The organism is Acidovorax sp., from assembly GCF_022763525.1.
In the GTDB taxonomy this organism is placed as follows: domain Bacteria; phylum Pseudomonadota; class Gammaproteobacteria; order Burkholderiales; family Burkholderiaceae_C; genus Acidovorax.
In genome coordinates, this window is sequence record NZ_JALEGG010000060.1 from 17840 (window position 1) to 37669 (window position 19830).

The following is a 19830-nucleotide window of genomic DNA, read 5'->3' on the forward strand; positions in this document are numbered from 1 at the left end:
TCGTATCTCTCAGTTCAGTCTGGTCCGGTCAGTTCAGCTTGGACAGTGCAACGTGCTTGAGCAGCTCGGCGACCGAGGTGTCCATCACGTCCGTGAACGGACGGGGATACAAGCCCATGGCCAGTACGGCAATGGCCAGGACAGCCAGCACCAGGAACTCCCGGCTGTCGATGTCGGTGAGGCCCTTGACGTTCTCGTTGGCCACGGGGCCCAGGTACACCCGCTTGAACATCCACAGCGTGTAGGCCGCGCCGAAGATCAGCGCCGTGGCCGAAGCCACACCGATCCAGAAGTTGGCCTTGGTCGCGCCCAGGATCACCATCCACTCGCCCACGAAGCCTGCGGTGCCCGGCAGGCCACAGTTGGCCATGGCAAACAGCAGCGCAAAGGCCGTGAAGTTGGGCATGGTGTTGACCACGCCGCCATAGGCCGCGATCTCACGCGAATGCACACGGTCGTACAGCACACCGATGGACAGGAACATCGCGCCCGATACAAAGCCGTGCGCAATCATCTGCACCAAACCGCCGGAGACGCCGAGGTCATTGAAGATGAAGAAGCCCAGGGTCACGAAGCCCATGTGTGCCACGGACGAGTAGGCCACCAGCTTCTTCATGTCCTTCTGGACCATGGCCACGAGGCCCACGTAGATCACGGCGATGAGGGACAGCGCGATCATCAGCCAGGCCCACTCGCGCGAGGCGTCGGGGGCGATGGGCATGGAGAAGCGCAGGAAGCCGTAGGCACCCAGCTTCAGCATGATGGCCGCCAGAACGGCAGAGCCGCCCGTGGGCGCTTCCACGTGCACGTCGGGCAGCCAGGTGTGCACCGGCCACATCGGCACCTTCACCGCAAAGGCGGCGAAGAACGCAAAGAACAGGGCGGTCTGCGCCGTGCGGCTCAGCGGCAGCTGGTGCCAGGTGGCGATGTCGAAGCTGCCGCCCGACTGGTTGTACAGGTAGATCAGCGCGATCAGCATCAAGAGCGAGCCGAGCAGCGTGTACAGGAAGAACTTGAACGCCGCGTAGATCTTGTTGGGGCCGCCCCAGATACCGATGATCAGGTACATCGGGATCAGCGTGGCCTCGAAGAACACGTAGAACAGCATGCCGTCCAGCGCCGTGAAGACGCCGATCATCAGGCCCGAGAGGATCAGGAACGCGCCCATGTACTGGTTCACGCGCTCGGTGATGGACTCCCACGATGCGATGACGACGATCACGGTGATGAACGCCGTCAGCGGCACAAACCAGAACGAGATGCCGTCCACGCCCAGGTGGTAGTGCACGTTGAAGCGCTCGATCCATGCGGCCTTCTCGACAAACTGCATGGCAGCGGTGCCGAGCTTGAAGTCACCATACAGCGGCAACGTCACCAGGAAGCCAATCAGTGCGCCCACCAACGCCAGCCACCGCACGGCGCGGGCATGCTCATCCCGGCCAATGGCCAACAGCAGCACGCCGAAGGCGATGGGAGCCCAGATTGCAAGACTCAACAGACCCATTTGTTGTTTTCCTTATTTGATGAGCTGCAAGAAAGCATCGCCCCAGACAAACCAGGTCATCAGTGCGAACACACCCAGAATCATCACCAGCGCGTAGTGGAAGATGAAGCCGGATTGCATCCAGCGGACCACACCGGAGACACCACGCACGAGCTTCCAGGAACCATTCACGACGGCGCCGTCGATGATCGCCTGGTCGCCCACCTTCCAGAGGCCCACGCCCAGTGCGCGTGCGCCGCGGGCCAGGATGTTCTCGTTGATCCAGTCCATGTAGTACTTGTTCTCGAACAGGGTGTAGATCGGCATGCAGGCACGCTTGATTGCTGCAGGCAAGGCCGGATTCACCATGTACATGTAGTACGACAGGGCCACGCCGGCAGCCGCCAGCCAGAACGGGGCCGTTTGCAGACCATGCGCTGCCATGGCCACGGGGCCGTGGAAGATTCCAGTCAGCTTGGCCATGGCGGGATGCTTGGCCGCATCGACAAAGATCACATCCTTGAAGAAGTCGCCAAACAGCATGGGCTGGATGAACATGAAGCCCACCACGACCGACGGGATCGCCAGCAGCACCAGCGGCACCGTCACCACCCAGGGAGACTCGTGCGGCTTGGCATCATGGCCATGGTGGTCGTCGTGCCCATGGTGGTCGTCGTGGTGTGCGTCGGGGTTCTGGTCGTAACGCTCCTTGCCATGGAAGACCAGGAAATACATGCGGAACGAATAGAACGCCGTGATGAACACCCCGGCCAGGACCGCGAAGTGGGCGAAGCCCGCGGCCGGCAGCTGGCTGAAGTGCACGGCCTCGATGATGCTGTCCTTGGAATAGAAACCCGAGAACAGCGGCGTGCCGATCAATGCCAGCGAGCCCAGCAGCGAGGTGATCCAGGTGATGGGCATGTACTTGCGCACGCCGCCCATCCAGCGGATGTCCTGGTTGTGGTGCATGCCCATGATGACGGAGCCGGCACCCAGGAACAGCAGCGCCTTGAAGAACGCGTGGGTCATCAGGTGGAACACGGCCACCGAGTAGGCCGAAGCGCCGAGCGCCACGGTCATGTAGCCCAGCTGCGACAGCGTGGAGTACGCCACCACGCGCTTGATGTCGTTCTGGATGATGCCCAGGAAGCCCATGAAGAGCGCCGTGATGGCACCGATCACCAGGATGAAGTTGAGTGCGGTGTCCGAAAGCTCGAACAGGGGCGACATGCGCGACACCATGAAGATGCCGGCAGTCACCATGGTGGCGGCGTGGATCAGCGCCGAGATAGGGGTCGGGCCTTCCATCGAATCCGGCAGCCACACGTGCAGCGGGAATTGGGCAGACTTGCCCATGGCGCCGATGAACAGGCAGATGCAGATCACGGTGATCAGCATCCAGTCAGTGCCTGGGAAACTCAGGCCGCCCAATTCGCCCGACTTGGCGAAAATCTCGCTGTAGTTCAGGGTGCCGGCATAGGCTGCGATCAGGCCAATCCCCAGGATGAAACCAAAGTCACCCACGCGGTTGACCAGGAACGCCTTCATGTTGGCGAAGATTGCGGTGGGCTTGTTGAACCAGAAACCGATCAGCAGGTAGGACACCAGGCCCACCGCTTCCCAGCCAAAGAACAGCTGCAGCAGGTTGTTGCTCATGACCAGCATGAGCATCGAGAACGTGAACAGCGAGATGTAGGCAAAGAAGCGGTTGTAGCCGTCGTCTTCTTCCATGTAGCCGATGGTGTAGATATGCACCATCAGCGACACGAAGGTCACCACCACCATCATCATGGCCGTGAGGCTGTCGATCAGGAAGCCCACCTCCATCTTCAACCCGCCCACCACCATCCAGGTGTAGAGCGTTTCATTGAAGCGCGCACCGTCGAGCGCCACGCTCTTGAGCGTCATGGCGGACAGGACGAATGCGACGAGCACGCCCAGAATCGTCAAGGTGTGCGAAAGGCGGCGGCCGATCCAGTTACCGCCGAAGGTCGTGCCGAAGATACCGGCCAGCAAGGCGCCCGCCAGCGGGGCCAGCGGCACAGCCAGGAGCGTTGAAGCAGAGAGGGTTTGACTCATTCTTGAGAACCTTGGGAATGCTGGCGACCTATCAACCCTTGAGGGTGTTGAGGTCTTCCGCGTTGATGCTGGACTTGTTGCGGAACAGAAGCACCAGGATGGCCAGGCCAATGGCCGACTCGGCGGCCGCCACGGTCAGGATGAAGAACACGAACACCTGTCCATGCATGTCACCCAGGTAGTGCGAGAACGCCACAAAGTTCATGTTGACCGCGAGCAGCATCAGTTCGATCGCCATCAGCAGCACGATCAGATTCTTGCGGTTCAGGAAGATGCCGATCACCGCCAGCGCAAACAGCATCGCGCCCAGCGAGAGGAAGTGGCCCAATGTCAACGTCATGCTTTTTTCTCCTCGGCGACAGGCTCGGCGGGCACCTCGGGGGCTGCCTTCTGAGTGGCGGCAACTTTCACCACCTCCAGGCGATCGCTGGCGCGCACGCGGATCTGCATCGATGGGTTGATGGCCTTGCTGTCCTTGCGCTGGCGCAGGGTCAGCGCGATGGCTGCAATCATGGCGACCAGCAGGATGACGGCCGCAATCTCGACGGGGTAAAGGTATTCGGTGTAGAGCAGCTTGCCCAGCGCCTTGGTGTTGGAGAACGGCACCAGCTGGCCCGCGGCGTCCACAGCCGTGGCAACCGCCTTGGGCTCATCCATGCCGCGGAAGCCCCCCATCAGCACCGCAGCCATTTCGAGGGCGATCAACGCCCCCACCGTGGCGGCCAGCGGGAAGTGCTTCCAGAAGCCCTTGCGCACGGTGTCGATGTGGATATCCAGCATCATCACCACGAACAGGAACAGCACCATCACTGCCCCCAGATAGACGAGCACCAGCGCGATGGCCAGGAACTCCGCCTTGAGCAGTAGCCACACCGCGGAGGCCTGCGAGAACGCGAGGATGAGGTACAGCACCGCATGCACGGGATTGCGGGCGGTGATCACCCGGAAGGCCGCGAACAGCAGCACCACCGAGAAGAGATAGAAGAAACCGGTCTTGGCGTCCATGAATCGGGTCTTTATAGAAAGTCTGGCAAAGAGGCTGCGCTGGGTACCGCTCAGCGGTACTTCGCGTCAGCAGCCTTGGCTGCCGCGATTTCGCCTTCGTACCGGTCGCCCACGGCCAGGAGCATGTCCTTCGTGAAGTACAGGTCGCCACGCTTTTCGCCGTGGTATTCGAGGATGTGCGTCTCGACGATGGAATCGACCGGGCAGCTTTCTTCACAGAAACCGCAGAAGATGCACTTGGTCAGGTCGATGTCGTAGCGTGTGGTGCGGCGCGAGCCGTCGGCACGCACGTCCGATTCGATGGTGATGGCCATCGCGGGGCACACGGCCTCGCACAGCTTGCAGGCAATGCAGCGCTCTTCACCGTTTTCATAGCGGCGCAGGGCATGCAGGCCGCGGAAGCGGGGCGACAGAGGCGTCTTCTCTTCCGGGAACTGGACGGTCACCTTGCGACGGAAGGCGTAGCGGCCGGTCAGGGCCATGCCCTTGACCAGTTCCACGAGCATGAAGCTCTTGAAGAAATCTTTGAACGAGAAAGGTGCAGCAGCAACAACGGCGGTCATGGTGTGTCCCCGCTTATTTCCAGATGTTCCAAGGCGACAGCAGCCATCCGCCCACGAAGAGCAGGTACACCAGCGTCACCGGAATGAAGATCTTCCAGCCCAGGCGCATGATCTGGTCGTAGCGGAAGCGCGGGAAGGTGGCGCGGATCCAGATGAACATGGACACCACCAGGAAGGTCTTGAGGCCCAGCCAGATCCAGCCAGGGATCCAGTTGAACAGCGCGCTGTCGATGGGCGACAGCCACCCGCCCAGGAACATCAGCGCGGCCAGGATGGACACGAGCCACATGCTGGCGTATTCGGCCAGGAAGAAGATCGCGAAGCCCATGCCGGAGTACTCCACCATGTGGCCGGCCACGATTTCCGCTTCGCCTTCCACCACGTCGAAGGGGTGGCGGTTGGTCTCGGCCACGCCGGAGATCAGGTAGACGAGGAAGATAGGCAACAGGGGCAACCAGTTCCAGGACAGGAAGGTTAGCCCCTTGTCGGCTGCCAGGCCCTTGCCCTGCGACATCACGATTTCGGTCAGGTTCATGCTGCCCGACACCATGATCACCACCAGGAAGCAGAAGCCCATGGCAATTTCATAGCTCACCATCTGGGCCGAGGCACGCAGTGCGCCCAGAAAGGCGTACTTGGAGTTCGAAGCCCAGCCGGCGATGATCACGCCGTACACCTCGATGGACGTGATGGCCATCACCAGCAGCAGGCCGGCGTTGACGTTGGCCAGGGCCACGTCGGGTCCAAACGGGATCGCCACCCAGGCGGCCAGCGCGGGCATGATGGCCATGACAGGCCCCAGCACGAACAGACCTTTGCTTGCCGCGGTGGGCTGGATGATTTCCTTGGTCAGGAGCTTCACGGCGTCGGCAATGGGCTGGAGCAGCCCCATGGGGCCCACGCGGTTGGGGCCATGGCGCACCTGCATGAAGCCAAGCAGCTTGCGCTCCCACAGCGTGAGGTAAGCCACCGCACCCATCAGGGGCGCCAGAATGCAGACGATCTTGATCAGCACCCAGAGCACGGGCCAGACGACGCCCGTCCACCAGCCAAAGGACAGCAGGTTCAGGCCCGCGTTGTAGATCGCGTCGATCATGCGGCCGCTCCTTCACGTGCCAGGCGCGCGTCAGCGGTGAGCTGCAGCGAGGTGGAACGGCGCACGAGGCCGTCGAGTTGATAGATGGAGGCGACGACAGGTTCGCCGATGGCTGCCGCAGCAGCAGACGCAGGCTTCGTCACCGCGTTCGACAGCTGATCTGCAGGCACCTGCGTGACCGAGCCAGCAGCAGCATTGGTGGCACGGGCCAGCACGTCCTGCGAAGTCTCGAAATCGAAACCGGGCACGCCCAGCAGGTTGGCCAGCACGCGAAGCACCTTCCAGGCGGGACGGGTATCGCCCAGCGGACGCACCACGGCGTGGAAGCTCTGCAGGCGACCCTCGGCATTGATGAAGCTGCCCGAGGTTTCGGTGAACGGAGCAATTGGCAACAGAACGTCACTGAACTCCATGTTGGCCTTGAAGGGACTCAACGTGACCACCATGTCAGCACCAGACAGCGCAGCAGCGGCGTTGGCACCGGCAGCCGAGTCATGCACCGGCTCGGTGTTGAGCAGCAAAGCCGCCTTCAAACCACCGGAGAGCATCTGACCTGCATTCAATCCACCGTTCACAGGGTGGGCGCCCACAAACTGCGCACCCACCGTGTTGGCGGCTTCCGTGAGGTAGCCGACGGATGCACCCGTCTGCTCACCGATCCAGTGGGCCAGAGCCAGCAACTGCGTGGCCTGCGCATGGTGCGCAGCCGCGTTGCCCAGCAGCACGGCTTTGCGCTCGCCACCCAGCAGCGAGCGGGCGATGGCCTGTGCAGCGTCGTTGGCAGCGGTGGCGCCTTGCGGAGCAGCGATGCCTTTTTCCTGTGCGACGGCCGAGGCGATGCCGCCGAGCGTCTGCAGCCATTCGCCTGCGCCCTGCGCGACGAAGGATTGCACGGGCATGGCCCAGTCATAAGCCACGGAAGCGATGGCGCTGACCTGGCAGCCATGGCGGGCAGCCTGGCGGATGCGCTGCGCGAACAACGGATGGTCCTTGCGCAGGTTGGAGCCGACGACCAGCACACGCTGCAGCGTGGACAGCGAAGCGATGGAGGTGCCGAGCCAGCGGATGCCTCCGGGCGCAGCGAATTCAGCGTTGCGCAGGCGGTAGTCAATGTTGTCGCTGCCGAGGCCGCGCACCAGGGCGCTGGCCAGGTACAGTTCTTCCACCGTGCTGTGCGGACTCACCAAAGCGCCGATGCTGTTGGCACCGTGATCGTTCTGGATGTTCTTGAGGCCGTTGGCCACGTACTCCAGCGCGGTCTGCCAGTCAACTTCCTTCCACGCCCCGCCCTGCTTGAGCATGGGCTGGGTCAGGCGCTCGTCGCTGTTCAGCGACTCGTACGAGAAGCGGTCGCGGTCGGCGATCCAGCATTCGTTGACGGCCTCGTTCTCAAGCGGAACCACGCGCATGACCTTGTGGTTCTTGACCTGGACGATAAGGTTGGCACCGGTGGAATCGTGCGGGCTGACGGAGCGGCGGCGCGAGAGCTCCCACGTGCGGGCGCTGTAGCGGAATGGCTTGCTGGTCAGGGCGCCCACGGGGCAGATGTCGATCATGTTGCCCGACAGCTCGGAATCCACGGTATCGCCCACCACGGTGGTGATTTCGGAGTGCTCGCCGCGGTGGATCATGCCCAGCTCCATCACGCCGGCCACTTCCTGGCCAAAGCGCACGCAGCGGGTGCAGTGGATGCAGCGGCTCATCTCTTCCATGGAGATCAGCGGGCCCACGTCCTTGTGGACCACCACGCGTTTTTCTTCCTCATAGCGGGAAGAGGACCCCCCGTAACCCACGGCCAGGTCCTGCAGCTGGCACTCGCCGCCTTGGTCGCAGATGGGGCAGTCGAGCGGGTGGTTGATCAGCAGGAACTCCATGACCGACTGCTGGGCCTTGATGGCCTTGTCGCTCTTGGTGCGCACGATCATGCCCTGCGTGACCGGCGTGGCGCAGGCGGGCATGGGCTTGGGAGCCTTCTCCACGTCCACCAGGCACATGCGGCAGTTGGCGGCAATGGAGAGTTTCTTGTGGTAGCAGAAATGCGGAATGTAGGTGCCGGCCTTCTCGGCCGCATGCATCACCATGCAGCCTTCGGCGACTTCTACTTTCTGACCGTCCAGTTCAATTTCAACCATATGTCTTCTCGCGATCAGGCGGAGGCCGCAGCCTGCGCTGCAGAGTTCCGGATCAGTGCTTCAAACTCGGGACGGAAGTGCTTGAGCATTGCGCGCACAGGCATGGCGGCGGCATCCCCCAGCGCGCAGATGGTGCGCCCCTGAATGTTGTCTGCCACGGAATTGAGCAGATCCAGGTCGCCGGCACGGCCTTGGTTGTGCTGGATGCGGTCAATCACACGCCACATCCAGCCCGTGCCTTCGCGACACGGTGTGCACTGGCCGCAAGACTCGTGCGAGTAGAAGTACGACAGGCGCAGCAGGCTCTCGACCATGCTGCGGGAATCGTCCATCACGATCACGGCACCCGAGCCCAGCATGGAGCCGGCCTTGGCGATGGAGTCGTAGTCCATCGTGCATTCCATGATGATGGATGCGGGCAGCACAGGGGCCGACGAACCGCCAGGAATCACCGCCTTGAGCTGGCGGCCCTTGCGCACGCCACCGGCAAGTTCAAGCAGTTTGGCGAAAGGCGTGCCCAGCGGAATCTCGTAATTGCCGGGTTTTTCCACGTCCCCAGAGACCGAGAAGATCTTGGTGCCGCCGTTGTTGGGCTTGCCGCACTCCAGGTACGCAGCCCCACCGTTGCGGATGATCCAGGGCACGGCCGCAAAGGTCTCGGTGTTGTTGATCGTGGTGGGCTTGCCGTACAGGCCGAAGCTGGCCGGGAACGGCGGCTTGAAGCGCGGCTGGCCCTTCTTGCCTTCGAGCGATTCAAGCAGCGCGGTTTCCTCGCCGCAGATGTAGGCACCAAAGCCATGCGCCGCATGCAACTGGAAGCTGAAATTGCTGCCCAGGATCTTGTCCCCCAGGTAACCTGCAGCGCGAGCTTCTTCAAGCGCCTCTTCGAAGCGCTCGTAAGTCTGGAAAATTTCGCCGTGGATGTAGTTGTAGCCCACGGAGATGCCCATCGCGTAGGCTGCGATGATCATGCCTTCGATGACGATGTGTGGGTTGAACTGCAGGATGTCGCGATCCTTGCAGGTGCCCGGCTCGCCCTCGTCCGAGTTGCACACCAGGTACTTCTGGCCGGGGAACGAGCGGGGCATGAAGCTCCACTTGAGGCCCGTGGGGAAGCCCGCACCGCCGCGGCCGCGCAGGCCCGATTCCTTGACAGTGGCAATGACCTGGTCCTGCGTCAGCGGCTCGCCGCCATCGGTACCGAGGATCTTGCGCAAGGCGGCATAGCCGCCGCGTGCTTCGTAATCCTTAATGCTCCAGTTCGTGCCGTCCAGACCCGCATAGATCTGCGGGTTGATGTGGCGGTCGTGGAAACAGGTTTGAACACCCGTGGCTTGGAACTGCGAAAGAATCTGTGCAGCCGTGGTCATTGCTTGCCCTCCGCAGCCCGGAGACCATCGACGAGCTGGTCGAGCTTGTCGTTGTCCATGAAACTGCACATCGTGCGGTCATTGACCAGCATCACCGGAGCGTCGGCGCAAGCGCCCAGGCACTCGCACTGCTGCAGCGTGAAAAGGCCGTCGGCGGTCGTTTCACCCATTGCCACGCCCAGCTTTTTCTCCAGGTGTTGCAGGGCTCTTTGCCCATCCCGCAGCTGGCACGGCAAATTGGTGCAGACATTGAGCTTGTACTTGCCCACTGGCTGCTGGTTGTACATGTTGTAGAAGGTCGTGACTTCGTGCACGGCAATCTGCGCCATGCCGAGGTAGTCGGCGATCACCGCTTCGCTTTCCACACTGACGTACCCCTGCTCTTGCTGAACAATGGACAGGCACGCCATCACGGCGGACTGCTTTTGCTCTGGGGGGTACTTGGCCACTTCGCGCGCGAATCGCGCCAGGGTCGCTTCGGTAATCATCGGTCAATCTCTCCGAACACGATATCCATCGTGCCAATGATGGCCACGGCATCGGCGATCATGTGGCCGCGAGCCATCTCGTCCAGCGTGGCCAGGTGCGCAAAACCCGGCGCACGGATCTTCAGGCGATAAGGCTTGTTGGCGCCATCGCTGATGAGGTAAATCCCGAACTCACCCTTGGGATGCTCCACGGCAGCATAAGCCTCGCCCTCGGGCACATGGAACCCCTCGGTGAACAGCTTGAAGTGGTGGATCAGCTCTTCCATGTTGGATTTCATGGATTCGCGCGCAGGCGCCGCCACCTTGTGGTTGTCCGTAATCACCGGACCAGGGTTGGCTCGCAGCCAATCGACGCACTGCTTGATGATGCGGTTGGATTCGCGCATCTCCTGCACGCGCACGAGATAGCGGTCATAGCAATCGCCCGTCTTGCCCACCGGAATATCGAAATCCAGCCGGTCGTAAACGTCATACGGTTGCGTCTTGCGCAGGTCCCAGGCAATACCCGAGCCCCGGAGCATCGGCCCCGTCATGCCGAGGTTGAGCGCGCGCTCTGGCGGCACGACACCGATACCCACCGTTCGCTGCTTCCAGATGCGGTTGTCGGTGAGCAGCGTTTCGTACTCGTCCACACAGCCGGGGAAACGCTGGGTGAAGTCGTCGATGAAGTCGAGCAACGAGCCCTGGCGATTGTGGTTGAGTGCTTCGATCGCCTTGGCGTTCTTGATCTTGCTGACCTTGTACTGCGGCATGGAGTCCGGCAGATCGCGGTACACGCCGCCGGGACGGAAGTACGCCGCGTGCATGCGCGCGCCAGAGACGGCTTCGTACATGTCGAACAGGTCTTCACGCTCGCGGAAGGTATAGATCAGGATGGTGGAGCTACCGCAGTCGTTGCCGTGCGAGCCCAGCCACATCAGGTGGTTCAGCAGGCGCGTGATTTCGGAGAACATCACGCGGATGTACTGCGCGCGCAAGGGCACTTCCAGGCCCAGCAGCTTCTCGATGGCCAGGCAGTAGGCGTGCTCGTTGCACATCATCGAGACGTAGTCCAGTCGGTCCATGTAGGGCAACGACTGGATGTAGGTCTTGTGCTCGGCCAGCTTCTCGGTGGCACGGTGCAGCAGGCCGATGTGCGGGTCCGCACGCTGGACGACTTCGCCGTCGAGCTCGAGCACCAGGCGCAACACGCCGTGCGCTGCGGGGTGCTGCGGACCAAAGTTCAGGGAGTAGTTCTTGATTTCAGCCATGATGGTTCACGTGGGGCGCGGGACGCCTCAGTGCAGGCCTCCGTACTTGTCTTCGCGGATGATGCGCGGCGTGATCTCGCGCGGCTCGATCGAGACGGGTTCGTAAACCACCCGGCGCTGCTCGGTGTCGTAGCGCATCTCGACGTGGCCCGACAACGGGAAGTCCTTGCGGAACGGGTGACCGATGAAGCCGTAGTCCGTCAGGATGCGGCGCAGGTCGTTGTGGCCATCGAACACGATGCCGAAGAGGTCAAACGCCTCGCGCTCGTACCAGTTGGCGGAATTCCAAAGATCGGAGACCGATGGCACCACGGGGAAGTCGTCATCGGGGCAGAACACCTTGACGCGCACGCGCTGGTTCAGGCTCACCGACAGCAGGTGCGACACCACGCAGTAGCGTGCGCCCTCGTTCACCTGGTCGCCATAGGAGGAATAGTCCACGCCGCACAGGTCTACCAACTGCTCGAAACGGCAACCTTCCGCGTCGCGCAGGGTGCGCATCACATCAAGGTAATCGGCCGCCGCGACCACCACAGTCACTTCGTCGAGCGCAACGGAGATGTGGCGCACCTTGGCACCCAGCGCCGCAGCGATGAGGTCCTTGAGCTTTTCAGGGCGAATGGCAACAGAAGTCATCATCAACCCTTCAGACGCGAGCAATGGTGTTGGTGCGGCGGATCTTCTGCTGCAGCTGGATGATGCCGTAGATCAGCGCTTCGGCCGTCGGTGGGCAGCCAGGCACGTAAACGTCCACAGGCACGATGCGATCGCAGCCACGCACAACCGAATAGCTGTAGTGGTAGTAGCCACCACCGTTGGCGCACGAACCCATGGAGAGCACCCAGCGCGGCTCGGACATCTGGTCATACACCTTGCGCAGCGCCGGCGCCATCTTGTTGCACAGCGTGCCTGCAACAATCATGAGATCGGACTGGCGGGGGCTGGCGCGAAACACTTCTGCGCCGAAGCGGCCGATGTCGTAGCGCGCGGCGGCTGCATGCATCATTTCCACAGCACAGCAGGCCAGACCAAACGTCATGGGCCACAGCGAACCCGTCTTGGCCCAATTCACCACCGAGTCGTAGCTCGTGGTGATGAAGCCTTCCTTCATCACGCCTTCAATCATTGCATCAGTCCTTGTTGAAGCCCGCTCATTCCCAATCCAGGGCACCCTTTTTCCATTCGTAGGCAAAGCCCACGACCAGAATGGCCAGGAAAATCACGACTGCCACAAACCCGGCAGCACCCACCTCATGCAGGGTGACGGCCCACGGGAAAAGAAATGCGATTTCGAGGTCGAACAGAATGAACAGGATGGCCACGAGGTAGTAGCGCACGTCGACCTTCATTCGCGCGTCCTCGAAGGCTTCAAAGCCACATTCGTAGGGGGAGTTTTTGGCGGCGTCTGGGCGGTTGGGGCCCAGTATGTAGCCGAGCACCAGGGGCACAACGCCGACGGCGATGCCGACCAGGATGAACAAAAGGACGGGGAGGTACTGATCGAGGTTCATCTGGAGGATGTGCTCACCGCTGTAGCCTTGCCCGACATGAGCCCGAGCGGGTCATGCGGGGAGGCCTTTGTTTTGGTGCCGTCGGCGAGACTCGAACTCGCACAGCTTTCGCCACTACCCCCTCAAGATAGCGTGTCTACCAATTTCACCACGACGGCTGATGTGTGCATCTGGATGGCATGAGGAACCTTGCGGTTTTTGGCTTTCCAGACAATCCAGGATTCTACCCCGGAAAAACCCTGCATTCGCTTACAGGGCGGAATTTTGTGCAGTTTATTTGGTGGGGATCTGCGCAGCGCCCGAGGCGGGGGCAGCCGGCGCCACGGCAGGCTCAGAAGCTGCACCAGAGGGCGTGCCTGCGGGCGCCACAGCTGCCGGCGTTTCCAGCACACTCCCCGAACTCGCAGGGCGCGAATTGCCAAAGTAGGCCAGGGCCAACGTCGCCACGAAAAACACCGCCGCGAGCACTGCCGTGGTACGCGACAGGAAATTGGCACTGCCGCTTGCACCGAACAAGCTGCCAGAGCTGCCGCTGCCGAATGCCGCCCCCATGTCGGCACCCTTGCCATGCTGGATCAGGATCAGGCCAATCATCCCCAGCGCCGCCAACATCTGCACGGCCAAAACCACGTTCACGATCACGTTCATTCTCTGTTCACTCCTGATTGAATAATTTGAAGGGCAGCCCTAGCGAGCGGCCGCGATGATTTGCAGGAAGTCGGGCGCCTTCAGCGAAGCACCACCGACAAGTCCGCCATCGATATCCGGCTGTGCCAGCAACTGGGCGGCGTTGACAGCATTCATGCTGCCACCGTAGAGCAGGCGAATGCGATCGGCATGCTCGCTGGCCGCAGACAGCTGAGCCCGCAACACCGCATGCACCGCCTGAGCCTGCTCTGGCGTCGCCGTGCGCCCCGTGCCGATGGCCCAGACAGGTTCATAAGCCACCACCACTTCACTGATGCAGTGGCCGTTGAGATGAATCACTGCGGCCAGCTGGCGCTTGACCACCGCCTCGGTCTGCCCCGCCTCGCGCTCCTGCAGTGTTTCGCCCACGCAAATGATGGGCGTGATACCCGATGCCAAAGCACGCTGCGCCTTCTCGGCCACCACCACGTCGGTCTCGCCGTGGTATTGACGCCGCTCGGAATGGCCCACCAGGACATAGCTCACGCCGAAGTCCTTCAGCATCGCCGCAGACACCTCCCCGGTATATGCCCCCGCCTCGTGCGGGGACACGTCCTGCGCGGCCACAGCCACCACCGACCCGAACGCCACAGTCTGAACCTGCGCGAGGTAAGGCGCAGGCACGGCTACCGCGACATCGCACGCAGGATCGGCAAGACCTTCAATGATGCCCTTGAGCAAGGCATCGTTCGCGGCCAGGCTGCCGTTCATCTTCCAATTGCCTGCTATGAGTTTTCTCTTGCTTTTCATGATCACCAGGTCAAAACAATCTTGCCAATGTGCTGGTTCGACTCCATCAGCGCATGGGCCTTCGCAGCATCCGCCGCAGGAAATGTGCGGTGAATCACGGGGCGCACCTGGCCCGAAGCCAACAGCGGCCACACGCGCTCACGCAACGCCTGCGCGATCGCACCTTTGAACGCGACGGACCGCGGCCGCAGGGTCGACCCGGTAATGGTGAGCCGACGACGCAGCACCAAGCCCGCGTTGAAGGCACTTTTGATACCCCCCTGTACCGCGATGATCACCAGTCGACCATCCTCGGCCAGGCACTCCACCTCTCGCGCCACGTAGTCGCCAGCCACCATGTCCAGTACCACGTCCACCCCCTTGTCCTGGGTGATGCGCTTGATTTCCGCAACAAAGTCCTGCGACTTGTAGTTGATGGCATGGTGCGCCCCGAGCTCCAGGCAAGCAGCACACTTGTCATCGCTACCCGCCGTCGCAATCACCGTGGCCCCAAGCGCACGCGCCAGTTGCACCGCCGTCACACCGATACCGCTGGTTCCGCCCTGGACCAGCAGGCTTTCGCCTGCCTGCAGCCGGCCACGGTCGAACACGTTGCTCCATACGGTGAAGAAGGTTTCCGGCAGGGATGCCGCCTCCACGTCGCTGAGGCCTTGAGGAATGGAGAGGCACTGGGCCACCGGCGCCACGCACCACTGCGCATATCCCCCTCCAGCCACCAGCGCGCAAACCCGGTCACCCACTTGCAACCCCGCATCCGCCATGGCAGCAGCGTCACCCGACTCGACAACGCCCGCAACCTCCAGACCTGGCAGATCTGAGGTACCGGGCGGAGGAGCATAGTGTCCCATCCGCTGAAGCACGTCAGGGCGATTAATGCCGCTGGCGGCCACGCGGATGAGCAACTCGCCAGCGCCAGGTGCGGGAACTGGCCGCTCACCCAGGCGCAGCACTTCCGGCGCACCAAAGGATGTGATCTCGACTGCGTGCATGGCGCTGCGCTCCGGAGGGTTCAGATAATTTTGGCTGCTCACGCCCTATTGGCAAGCGCAAGCAGCTACAAAATCAATAGCAATCAACCAACTTAGCCCTGAACTTGTCCAGAGTCTGCATCCGAAGCGAGAGACTGCTGCTGTTGCTGCTGTTGTTGCTCGGACGACTGGCGACCACCATCCCGTCCATGGTCGCGGCGGGGCTCGCGGTCACCCCGCTCGGCAGGTGCCGGGCGGTCGCTGCCGCCCGCGGGACGGTCTGCCAGCACCTTCATGGACAGCTTGACCCGCCCCTTCTCGTCGGTTTCCATGACCTTGACCTTCACGATCTGGCCTTCAGTCAGGTAGTCGGACACCTTTTCGACACGCTCGTGGGCGATCTGGCTGATGTGCAGCAGGCCATCCTTGCCAGGCAGCAGGTTGATCAGCGCGCCAAAATCCAGGATCTTGGTGACGGGGCCTTCGTAGATCTTGCCGATCTCGACCTCGGCCGTGATCTGCTCGATGCGACGCTTGGCCTCGTCGGCCTTAGCGGCGTCGGTGGCCGCAATGGTGATCGTGCCGTCTTCCTCGATATTGATCTGGCAACCAGTCTCTTCGGTCAGCGCACGGATCACGGCACCGCCCTTGCCGATCACGTCGCGGATCTTCTCGGGGTTGATCTTCATCGTGTAGAGCTTGGGAGCGAAGCTCGACACTTCCGTCTTGGCTTCGCCCATGGCCTCCTGCATCTTGCTCAGGATGTGCATGCGCGCTTCCTTGGCTTGCGCCAGAGCGACTTGCATGATTTCCTTGGTGATGCCCTGGATCTTGATGTCCATCTGCAGGGCTGTGATGCCGCTGGTGGTGCCGGCCACCTTGAAGTCCATGTCACCCAGATGATCCTCGTCGCCAAGGATGTCGGTCAGCACCGCAAAACGGTTGGCATCCTTGATCAGGCCCATGGCGATACCGGCCACGTGCGCCTTCATGGGCACGCCTGCATCCATCAACGACAGGCAACCACCACAAACTGACGCCATCGACGACGAGCCGTTGGATTCGGTGATTTCGGACACCACGCGCATGGTGTAGGGAAACTCTTCCTTGGTCGGCAACACGGCGACCAGCGCGCGCTTGGCCAAGCGACCGTGGCCGATCTCGCGGCGCTTGGTCGAACCCATGCGACCCACTTCGCCCGTGGCAAAGGGAGGCATGTTGTAGTGCAGCATGAAGCGGTCTTCGTACTCGCCGGCCAGCGCATCAATGCGCTGCGCATCGCGCTCTGTGCCCAGGGTGGTCACTACCAGGGCCTGGGTTTCGCCACGCGTGAACAGCGAGGAGCCGTGGGCACGGGGCAGCACGCCGCTGCGGATCTCGATGGGCCGCACGGTGCGGGTATCGCGACCGTCGATGCGGGGTTCGCCAGCCAGGATCTGGCTGCGCACGATGCCAGCCTCGATGTCGAACAGCATGCCTTCGACCTTGACGGAATCGAACTCGACGCCCTCAGCCTTGAGCCCAGCCATCACAGCGGCATAGGCTTCACGGCAGGCTTGGGTACGGGCTTGCTTGTTGCGGATCTGATAGGCAGCGCGCAGCTTGTCGTCAGCCAGTGCGACCACCTTGGCGATCAGGGCTTCGTCCTTGGCAGGCGCTTCCCATTGCCACACGGGCTTACCCGCGTCGCGCACCAGTTCGTGGATGGCATTGATGGCCACGTTGCCTTGCTCATGGCCAAACACCACGGCGCCGAGCATGATTTCCTCGGACAGCTGCTGAGCTTCGGATTCCACCATCAGCACGGCAGCTTCGGTACCGGCCACGACCAGGTCCATCTGCGAATTCTTGCGGGCCGTCTGGCCGGGATTGAGCACGTATTCGCCGTTGATGTAGCCCACGCGTGCGGCACCGATAGGGCCATTGAACGGGATGCCAGAGATGGCCAGGGCGGCGCTAGTGGCAATCAGGGCGGCAATGTCAGCATCCACTTCAGGATTCAGCGACAGCGTGTGGATCACCACGTGCACTTCGTTGAAGAAGCCTTCGGGGAACAGCGGGCGGATCGGGCGGTCGATCAGGCGGCTGGTCAGCGTTTCATGCTCGCTGGGTTTGGCTTCGCGCTTGAAAAAGCTGCCGGGGATCTTGCCTGCGGCGTAGGTCTTCTCGATGTAGTCGACCGTCAGGGGAAAGAAATCCTGGCCCGGCTTGGCAGACTTGGAGGCCACCACGGTGGCCAGCACCACGGTGTCGTCAATGTTTACCAGCACTGCGCCGGAGGCCTGGCGGGCAACCTCGCCCGTTTCCATGATGACGGTCTTGTCGCCCCATTGGAACGTCTTGGTGACTTTGTTGAAAATGCTCATGTGTTCAGCTCCTGTTTTAATAGCTGGTAGCGCTCTACCAGATTGGCTCAGAGGGCAAATCAGAACACGATGCCATTCCAGTGCTGCGCTTGGCGCTACCAAACTTGCAGCATTGGAATGACACAGCTTCGCTCCGTTTTGCGACTCCGAAGTAAAAAACGCCTGAGCTAGCGGACTAACCCAGGCGTTTTCGCATGCGATTGCAATTACTTGCGCAGACCCAGCTTGGCGATCAGCGCGGTGTAACGGTCAGCGTCCTTGGCCTTCAGGTAGTCCAGCAGCTTGCGACGACGGCTCACCATGCGCAGCAGGCCACGGCGACCGTGGTGGTCCTTGGCATGCGTCTTGAAGTGGGGAGTCAGTTCGTTGATGCGAGCGGTCAGCAGGGCCACTTGCACTTCTGGGCTACCAGTGTCATTGGCAGCACGGGCGTTGGCCTTGACGACCTCGGCCTTGATGGAGGATGCGATCATGATTCTTCCTTGGATTGAGACCGGCAGACTTGCCGAGCCTTGGTTTTACTTGCGCTCGCGGCTGGAATGGCTGCGGGCGTGCGTCTTGCACTGTGCAAAACTTTGCGATTATAGCGCCGTTGCAAATTTACCTTACCAGGCGCACTGCAATCCAGAACGCTCGCGGCCCCAAGCACCTATTGACATCAACTGAAAACGCATCATGGAACGAGTCACCGCCACTTCGACACCCTCAACCTTGAGCCACTCACCCTCAAAAGCAACCCTCCTACTGTCCACTTTCGGCCTCGCTTTGTTCTTGACGACGGTACCACTGACCGCACAAGCAAGAAACACTTTCGATAGCAAAACCGCCTCAACTACCGGTTCGACGAAGAAGAAAGGTGTGAGCAAAGTCACCTACCAACGCAGCAGCTCCGAAGAAACCCGCTCTGAACGCGATCGGCGGATGTACAGGGAGTGCAAAGGCATGCACAACGCGGGGGCGTGCAGGGGCTATACGCGATAGCCGCAAAACCAACGAGACCTCATGCACAGCCGCCCATCGCCACGCGTATGCCACTCGTCAGACACACGACACCTCGCCACACCAATCCACATAGCATCAGCCCATGCAGATCATGCAACCTCTATCGCGCCTCCGGCGGGGTCTTCGCAAGCCGAATAAGCCACGCCCTCGTGGATTCACCATCATTGAGTTGATGGTGGTCGTTTCCATACTGGCCATTCTCGTAGCGTTAGCAGCCCCCAGTTTCACCCCTCTCATAGAACGCTGGCGTGTGCAGCAAGCACAAAAGGGACTCGAATCCACCCTTTATTACGCACGTGCTGAGGCCATTAAGCGCGGAGGCAACATCACAGTACGCAAACACCCCAGCGGGACCAACGGTTGCGCACTCGCCTCCGGCACCGATGATTGGGACTGCGGCTGGTTCGTCTTTGTGGACACCAACAGCAACGGGACGTTGAATGCGGGTGAAGAAGTACTGCAGAGCTTCACCACCCCGCCAAACATTGACGTCACGCGCACCAATGGCGGCTCCAGTATTCAATTCGACCGATGGGGGCGTATTTCTGGCACATATGTAGGCTTCAGCTTCGTGCCACATAACAAATCCATTTCGGAATTGTCAGCCCGTGGTCTGTGCATGAGTTCTGGTGGGCGCATCCGGATCATTAAATCTGAAGACATGCCATGCACGTCGGGCTAAATCTTATGCAGCACACTTCTCATTTCAACCAGCGCGGAATCACCCTGATTGAATCGCTGGTGGCTATCGTCGTTGCCGCCTTAGGCATTCTTGGAATTCTGGGCGTTCAGATGCGAACCCTTAGCGACACTCAAACCAGCGTGCACCGTGCGCAAGCGGTTCGCTTGATTGAGGACTTGAGCGAGCGGATGAAGACCCATCCCAACGCCTTGGTGAGCATTGATAGCTATATCGTGGGTTGGCGCACTGGTCCAGCCCCCACCCCACCGGCACCCAAACTTTGCGAAGGAGCCACCAATTGCACGCATGCAGAGTTCGCTGCATATGACCTTCGCGAGTGGAAACGCGCGCTCGAACGAGCTCTTCCTTTGGGGGATGCCAACGTTTTTTTTGCCCCC

The 19830-nt window shown here is 61.4% G+C and carries 20 protein-coding genes and 1 tRNA gene; 2 read left to right on the forward strand and 19 right to left on the reverse strand.

The window, feature by feature from the left end:
• Positions 1–28: 28 nt before the first annotated feature.
• From MRY84_RS04525 to rpsO, 19 genes are all read right to left on the reverse strand, one after another.
• Positions 29–1504, reverse strand: a complete 1476-nt coding sequence (locus MRY84_RS04525) for an NADH-quinone oxidoreductase subunit M (RefSeq protein WP_291504561.1) — start codon at positions 1502–1504, stop codon at positions 29–31.
• Positions 1505–1516: 12 nt separating this feature from the next.
• Positions 1517–3562 (reverse strand): NADH-quinone oxidoreductase subunit L, encoded by a 2046-nt coding sequence (nuoL, locus tag MRY84_RS04530; protein WP_291504562.1) that lies wholly within the window; start codon positions 3560–3562, stop codon positions 1517–1519.
• 31 nt (positions 3563–3593) lie between these two features.
• Positions 3594–3902, reverse strand: a complete 309-nt coding sequence (gene nuoK, locus MRY84_RS04535) for an NADH-quinone oxidoreductase subunit NuoK (protein WP_005793248.1) — start codon at positions 3900–3902, stop codon at positions 3594–3596.
• Positions 3899–4567, reverse strand: a complete 669-nt coding sequence (locus MRY84_RS04540) for an NADH-quinone oxidoreductase subunit J (protein ID WP_291504563.1) — start codon at positions 4565–4567, stop codon at positions 3899–3901. The genes nuoK and MRY84_RS04540 overlap by 4 nt, the downstream gene beginning before the upstream one ends.
• A 50-nt stretch (positions 4568–4617) precedes the next feature.
• Complete coding sequence (gene nuoI / locus MRY84_RS04545) at positions 4618–5130, reverse strand: NADH-quinone oxidoreductase subunit NuoI (RefSeq protein ID WP_291504564.1); 513 nt, start codon at positions 5128–5130, stop codon at positions 4618–4620.
• Positions 5131–5143: 13 nt separating this feature from the next.
• Positions 5144–6226: an NADH-quinone oxidoreductase subunit NuoH gene (gene nuoH / locus MRY84_RS04550; protein WP_291504565.1), complete on the reverse strand. Its 1083-nt coding sequence runs from the start codon at positions 6224–6226 to the stop codon at positions 5144–5146.
• Positions 6223–8358, reverse strand: coding sequence for an NADH-quinone oxidoreductase subunit NuoG (gene nuoG, locus MRY84_RS04555; protein WP_291504566.1), 2136 nt, complete (start codon positions 8356–8358; stop codon positions 6223–6225). Before nuoG ends, nuoH begins: the two co-directional genes overlap by 4 nt.
• A 14-nt stretch (positions 8359–8372) precedes the next feature.
• Complete coding sequence (gene nuoF / locus MRY84_RS04560) at positions 8373–9728, reverse strand: NADH-quinone oxidoreductase subunit NuoF (RefSeq protein ID WP_291504567.1); 1356 nt, start codon at positions 9726–9728, stop codon at positions 8373–8375.
• Positions 9725–10216 (reverse strand): NADH-quinone oxidoreductase subunit NuoE, encoded by a 492-nt coding sequence (gene nuoE, locus MRY84_RS04565; protein WP_291504568.1) that lies wholly within the window; start codon positions 10214–10216, stop codon positions 9725–9727. Before nuoE ends, nuoF begins: the two co-directional genes overlap by 4 nt.
• Entirely contained in the window at positions 10213–11466 is a 1254-nt protein-coding gene (locus tag MRY84_RS04570) for an NADH-quinone oxidoreductase subunit D (protein ID WP_291504569.1), read from the reverse strand. The genes nuoE and MRY84_RS04570 overlap by 4 nt, the downstream gene beginning before the upstream one ends.
• Before the next feature lie 27 nt (positions 11467–11493).
• The gene (locus tag MRY84_RS04575) at positions 11494–12102 is read right to left on the reverse strand and encodes an NADH-quinone oxidoreductase subunit C (RefSeq protein WP_291504576.1); all 609 of its coding nucleotides are present in this window, start codon (positions 12100–12102) and stop codon (positions 11494–11496) included.
• A gap of 10 nt (positions 12103–12112) precedes the next feature.
• Positions 12113–12592 (reverse strand): NADH-quinone oxidoreductase subunit B, encoded by a 480-nt coding sequence (locus MRY84_RS04580; RefSeq protein WP_007849129.1) that lies wholly within the window; start codon positions 12590–12592, stop codon positions 12113–12115.
• A gap of 25 nt (positions 12593–12617) precedes the next feature.
• Entirely contained in the window at positions 12618–12977 is a 360-nt protein-coding gene (locus MRY84_RS04585) for an NADH-quinone oxidoreductase subunit A (RefSeq protein ID WP_291504570.1), read from the reverse strand.
• A gap of 73 nt (positions 12978–13050) precedes the next feature.
• Positions 13051–13135: transfer RNA gene (locus tag MRY84_RS04590), tRNA-Leu, on the reverse strand.
• 115 nt (positions 13136–13250) lie between these two features.
• Positions 13251–13625 (reverse strand): preprotein translocase subunit SecG, encoded by a 375-nt coding sequence (gene secG / locus MRY84_RS04595; protein ID WP_291504571.1) that lies wholly within the window; start codon positions 13623–13625, stop codon positions 13251–13253.
• A 39-nt stretch (positions 13626–13664) separates the two neighbouring features.
• Positions 13665–14414, reverse strand: a complete 750-nt coding sequence (tpiA, locus tag MRY84_RS04600) for a triose-phosphate isomerase (RefSeq protein WP_291504572.1) — start codon at positions 14412–14414, stop codon at positions 13665–13667.
• 2 nt (positions 14415–14416) lie between these two features.
• Positions 14417–15403: an NAD(P)H-quinone oxidoreductase gene (locus tag MRY84_RS04605; RefSeq protein WP_291504573.1), complete on the reverse strand. Its 987-nt coding sequence runs from the start codon at positions 15401–15403 to the stop codon at positions 14417–14419.
• A gap of 92 nt (positions 15404–15495) precedes the next feature.
• Positions 15496–17748, reverse strand: a complete 2253-nt coding sequence (gene pnp / locus MRY84_RS04610) for a polyribonucleotide nucleotidyltransferase (protein WP_291504574.1) — start codon at positions 17746–17748, stop codon at positions 15496–15498.
• Positions 17749–17954: 206 nt separating this feature from the next.
• On the reverse strand, positions 17955–18221 hold the full coding sequence (rpsO, locus tag MRY84_RS04615) for a 30S ribosomal protein S15 (protein ID WP_005793232.1): 267 nt from the start codon (positions 18219–18221) through the stop codon (positions 17955–17957).
• A gap of 620 nt (positions 18222–18841) precedes the next feature.
• Here rpsO and MRY84_RS04620 point away from each other — a divergent pair.
• On the forward strand, positions 18842–19432 hold the full coding sequence (locus MRY84_RS04620; RefSeq protein WP_291504577.1) for a GspH/FimT family pseudopilin: 591 nt from the start codon (positions 18842–18844) through the stop codon (positions 19430–19432).
• 5 nt (positions 19433–19437) lie between these two features.
• Positions 19438–19830: type IV pilus modification protein PilV (gene pilV, locus MRY84_RS04625; RefSeq protein ID WP_291504575.1), on the forward strand; the 393-nt coding region annotated here is incomplete at its 3' end.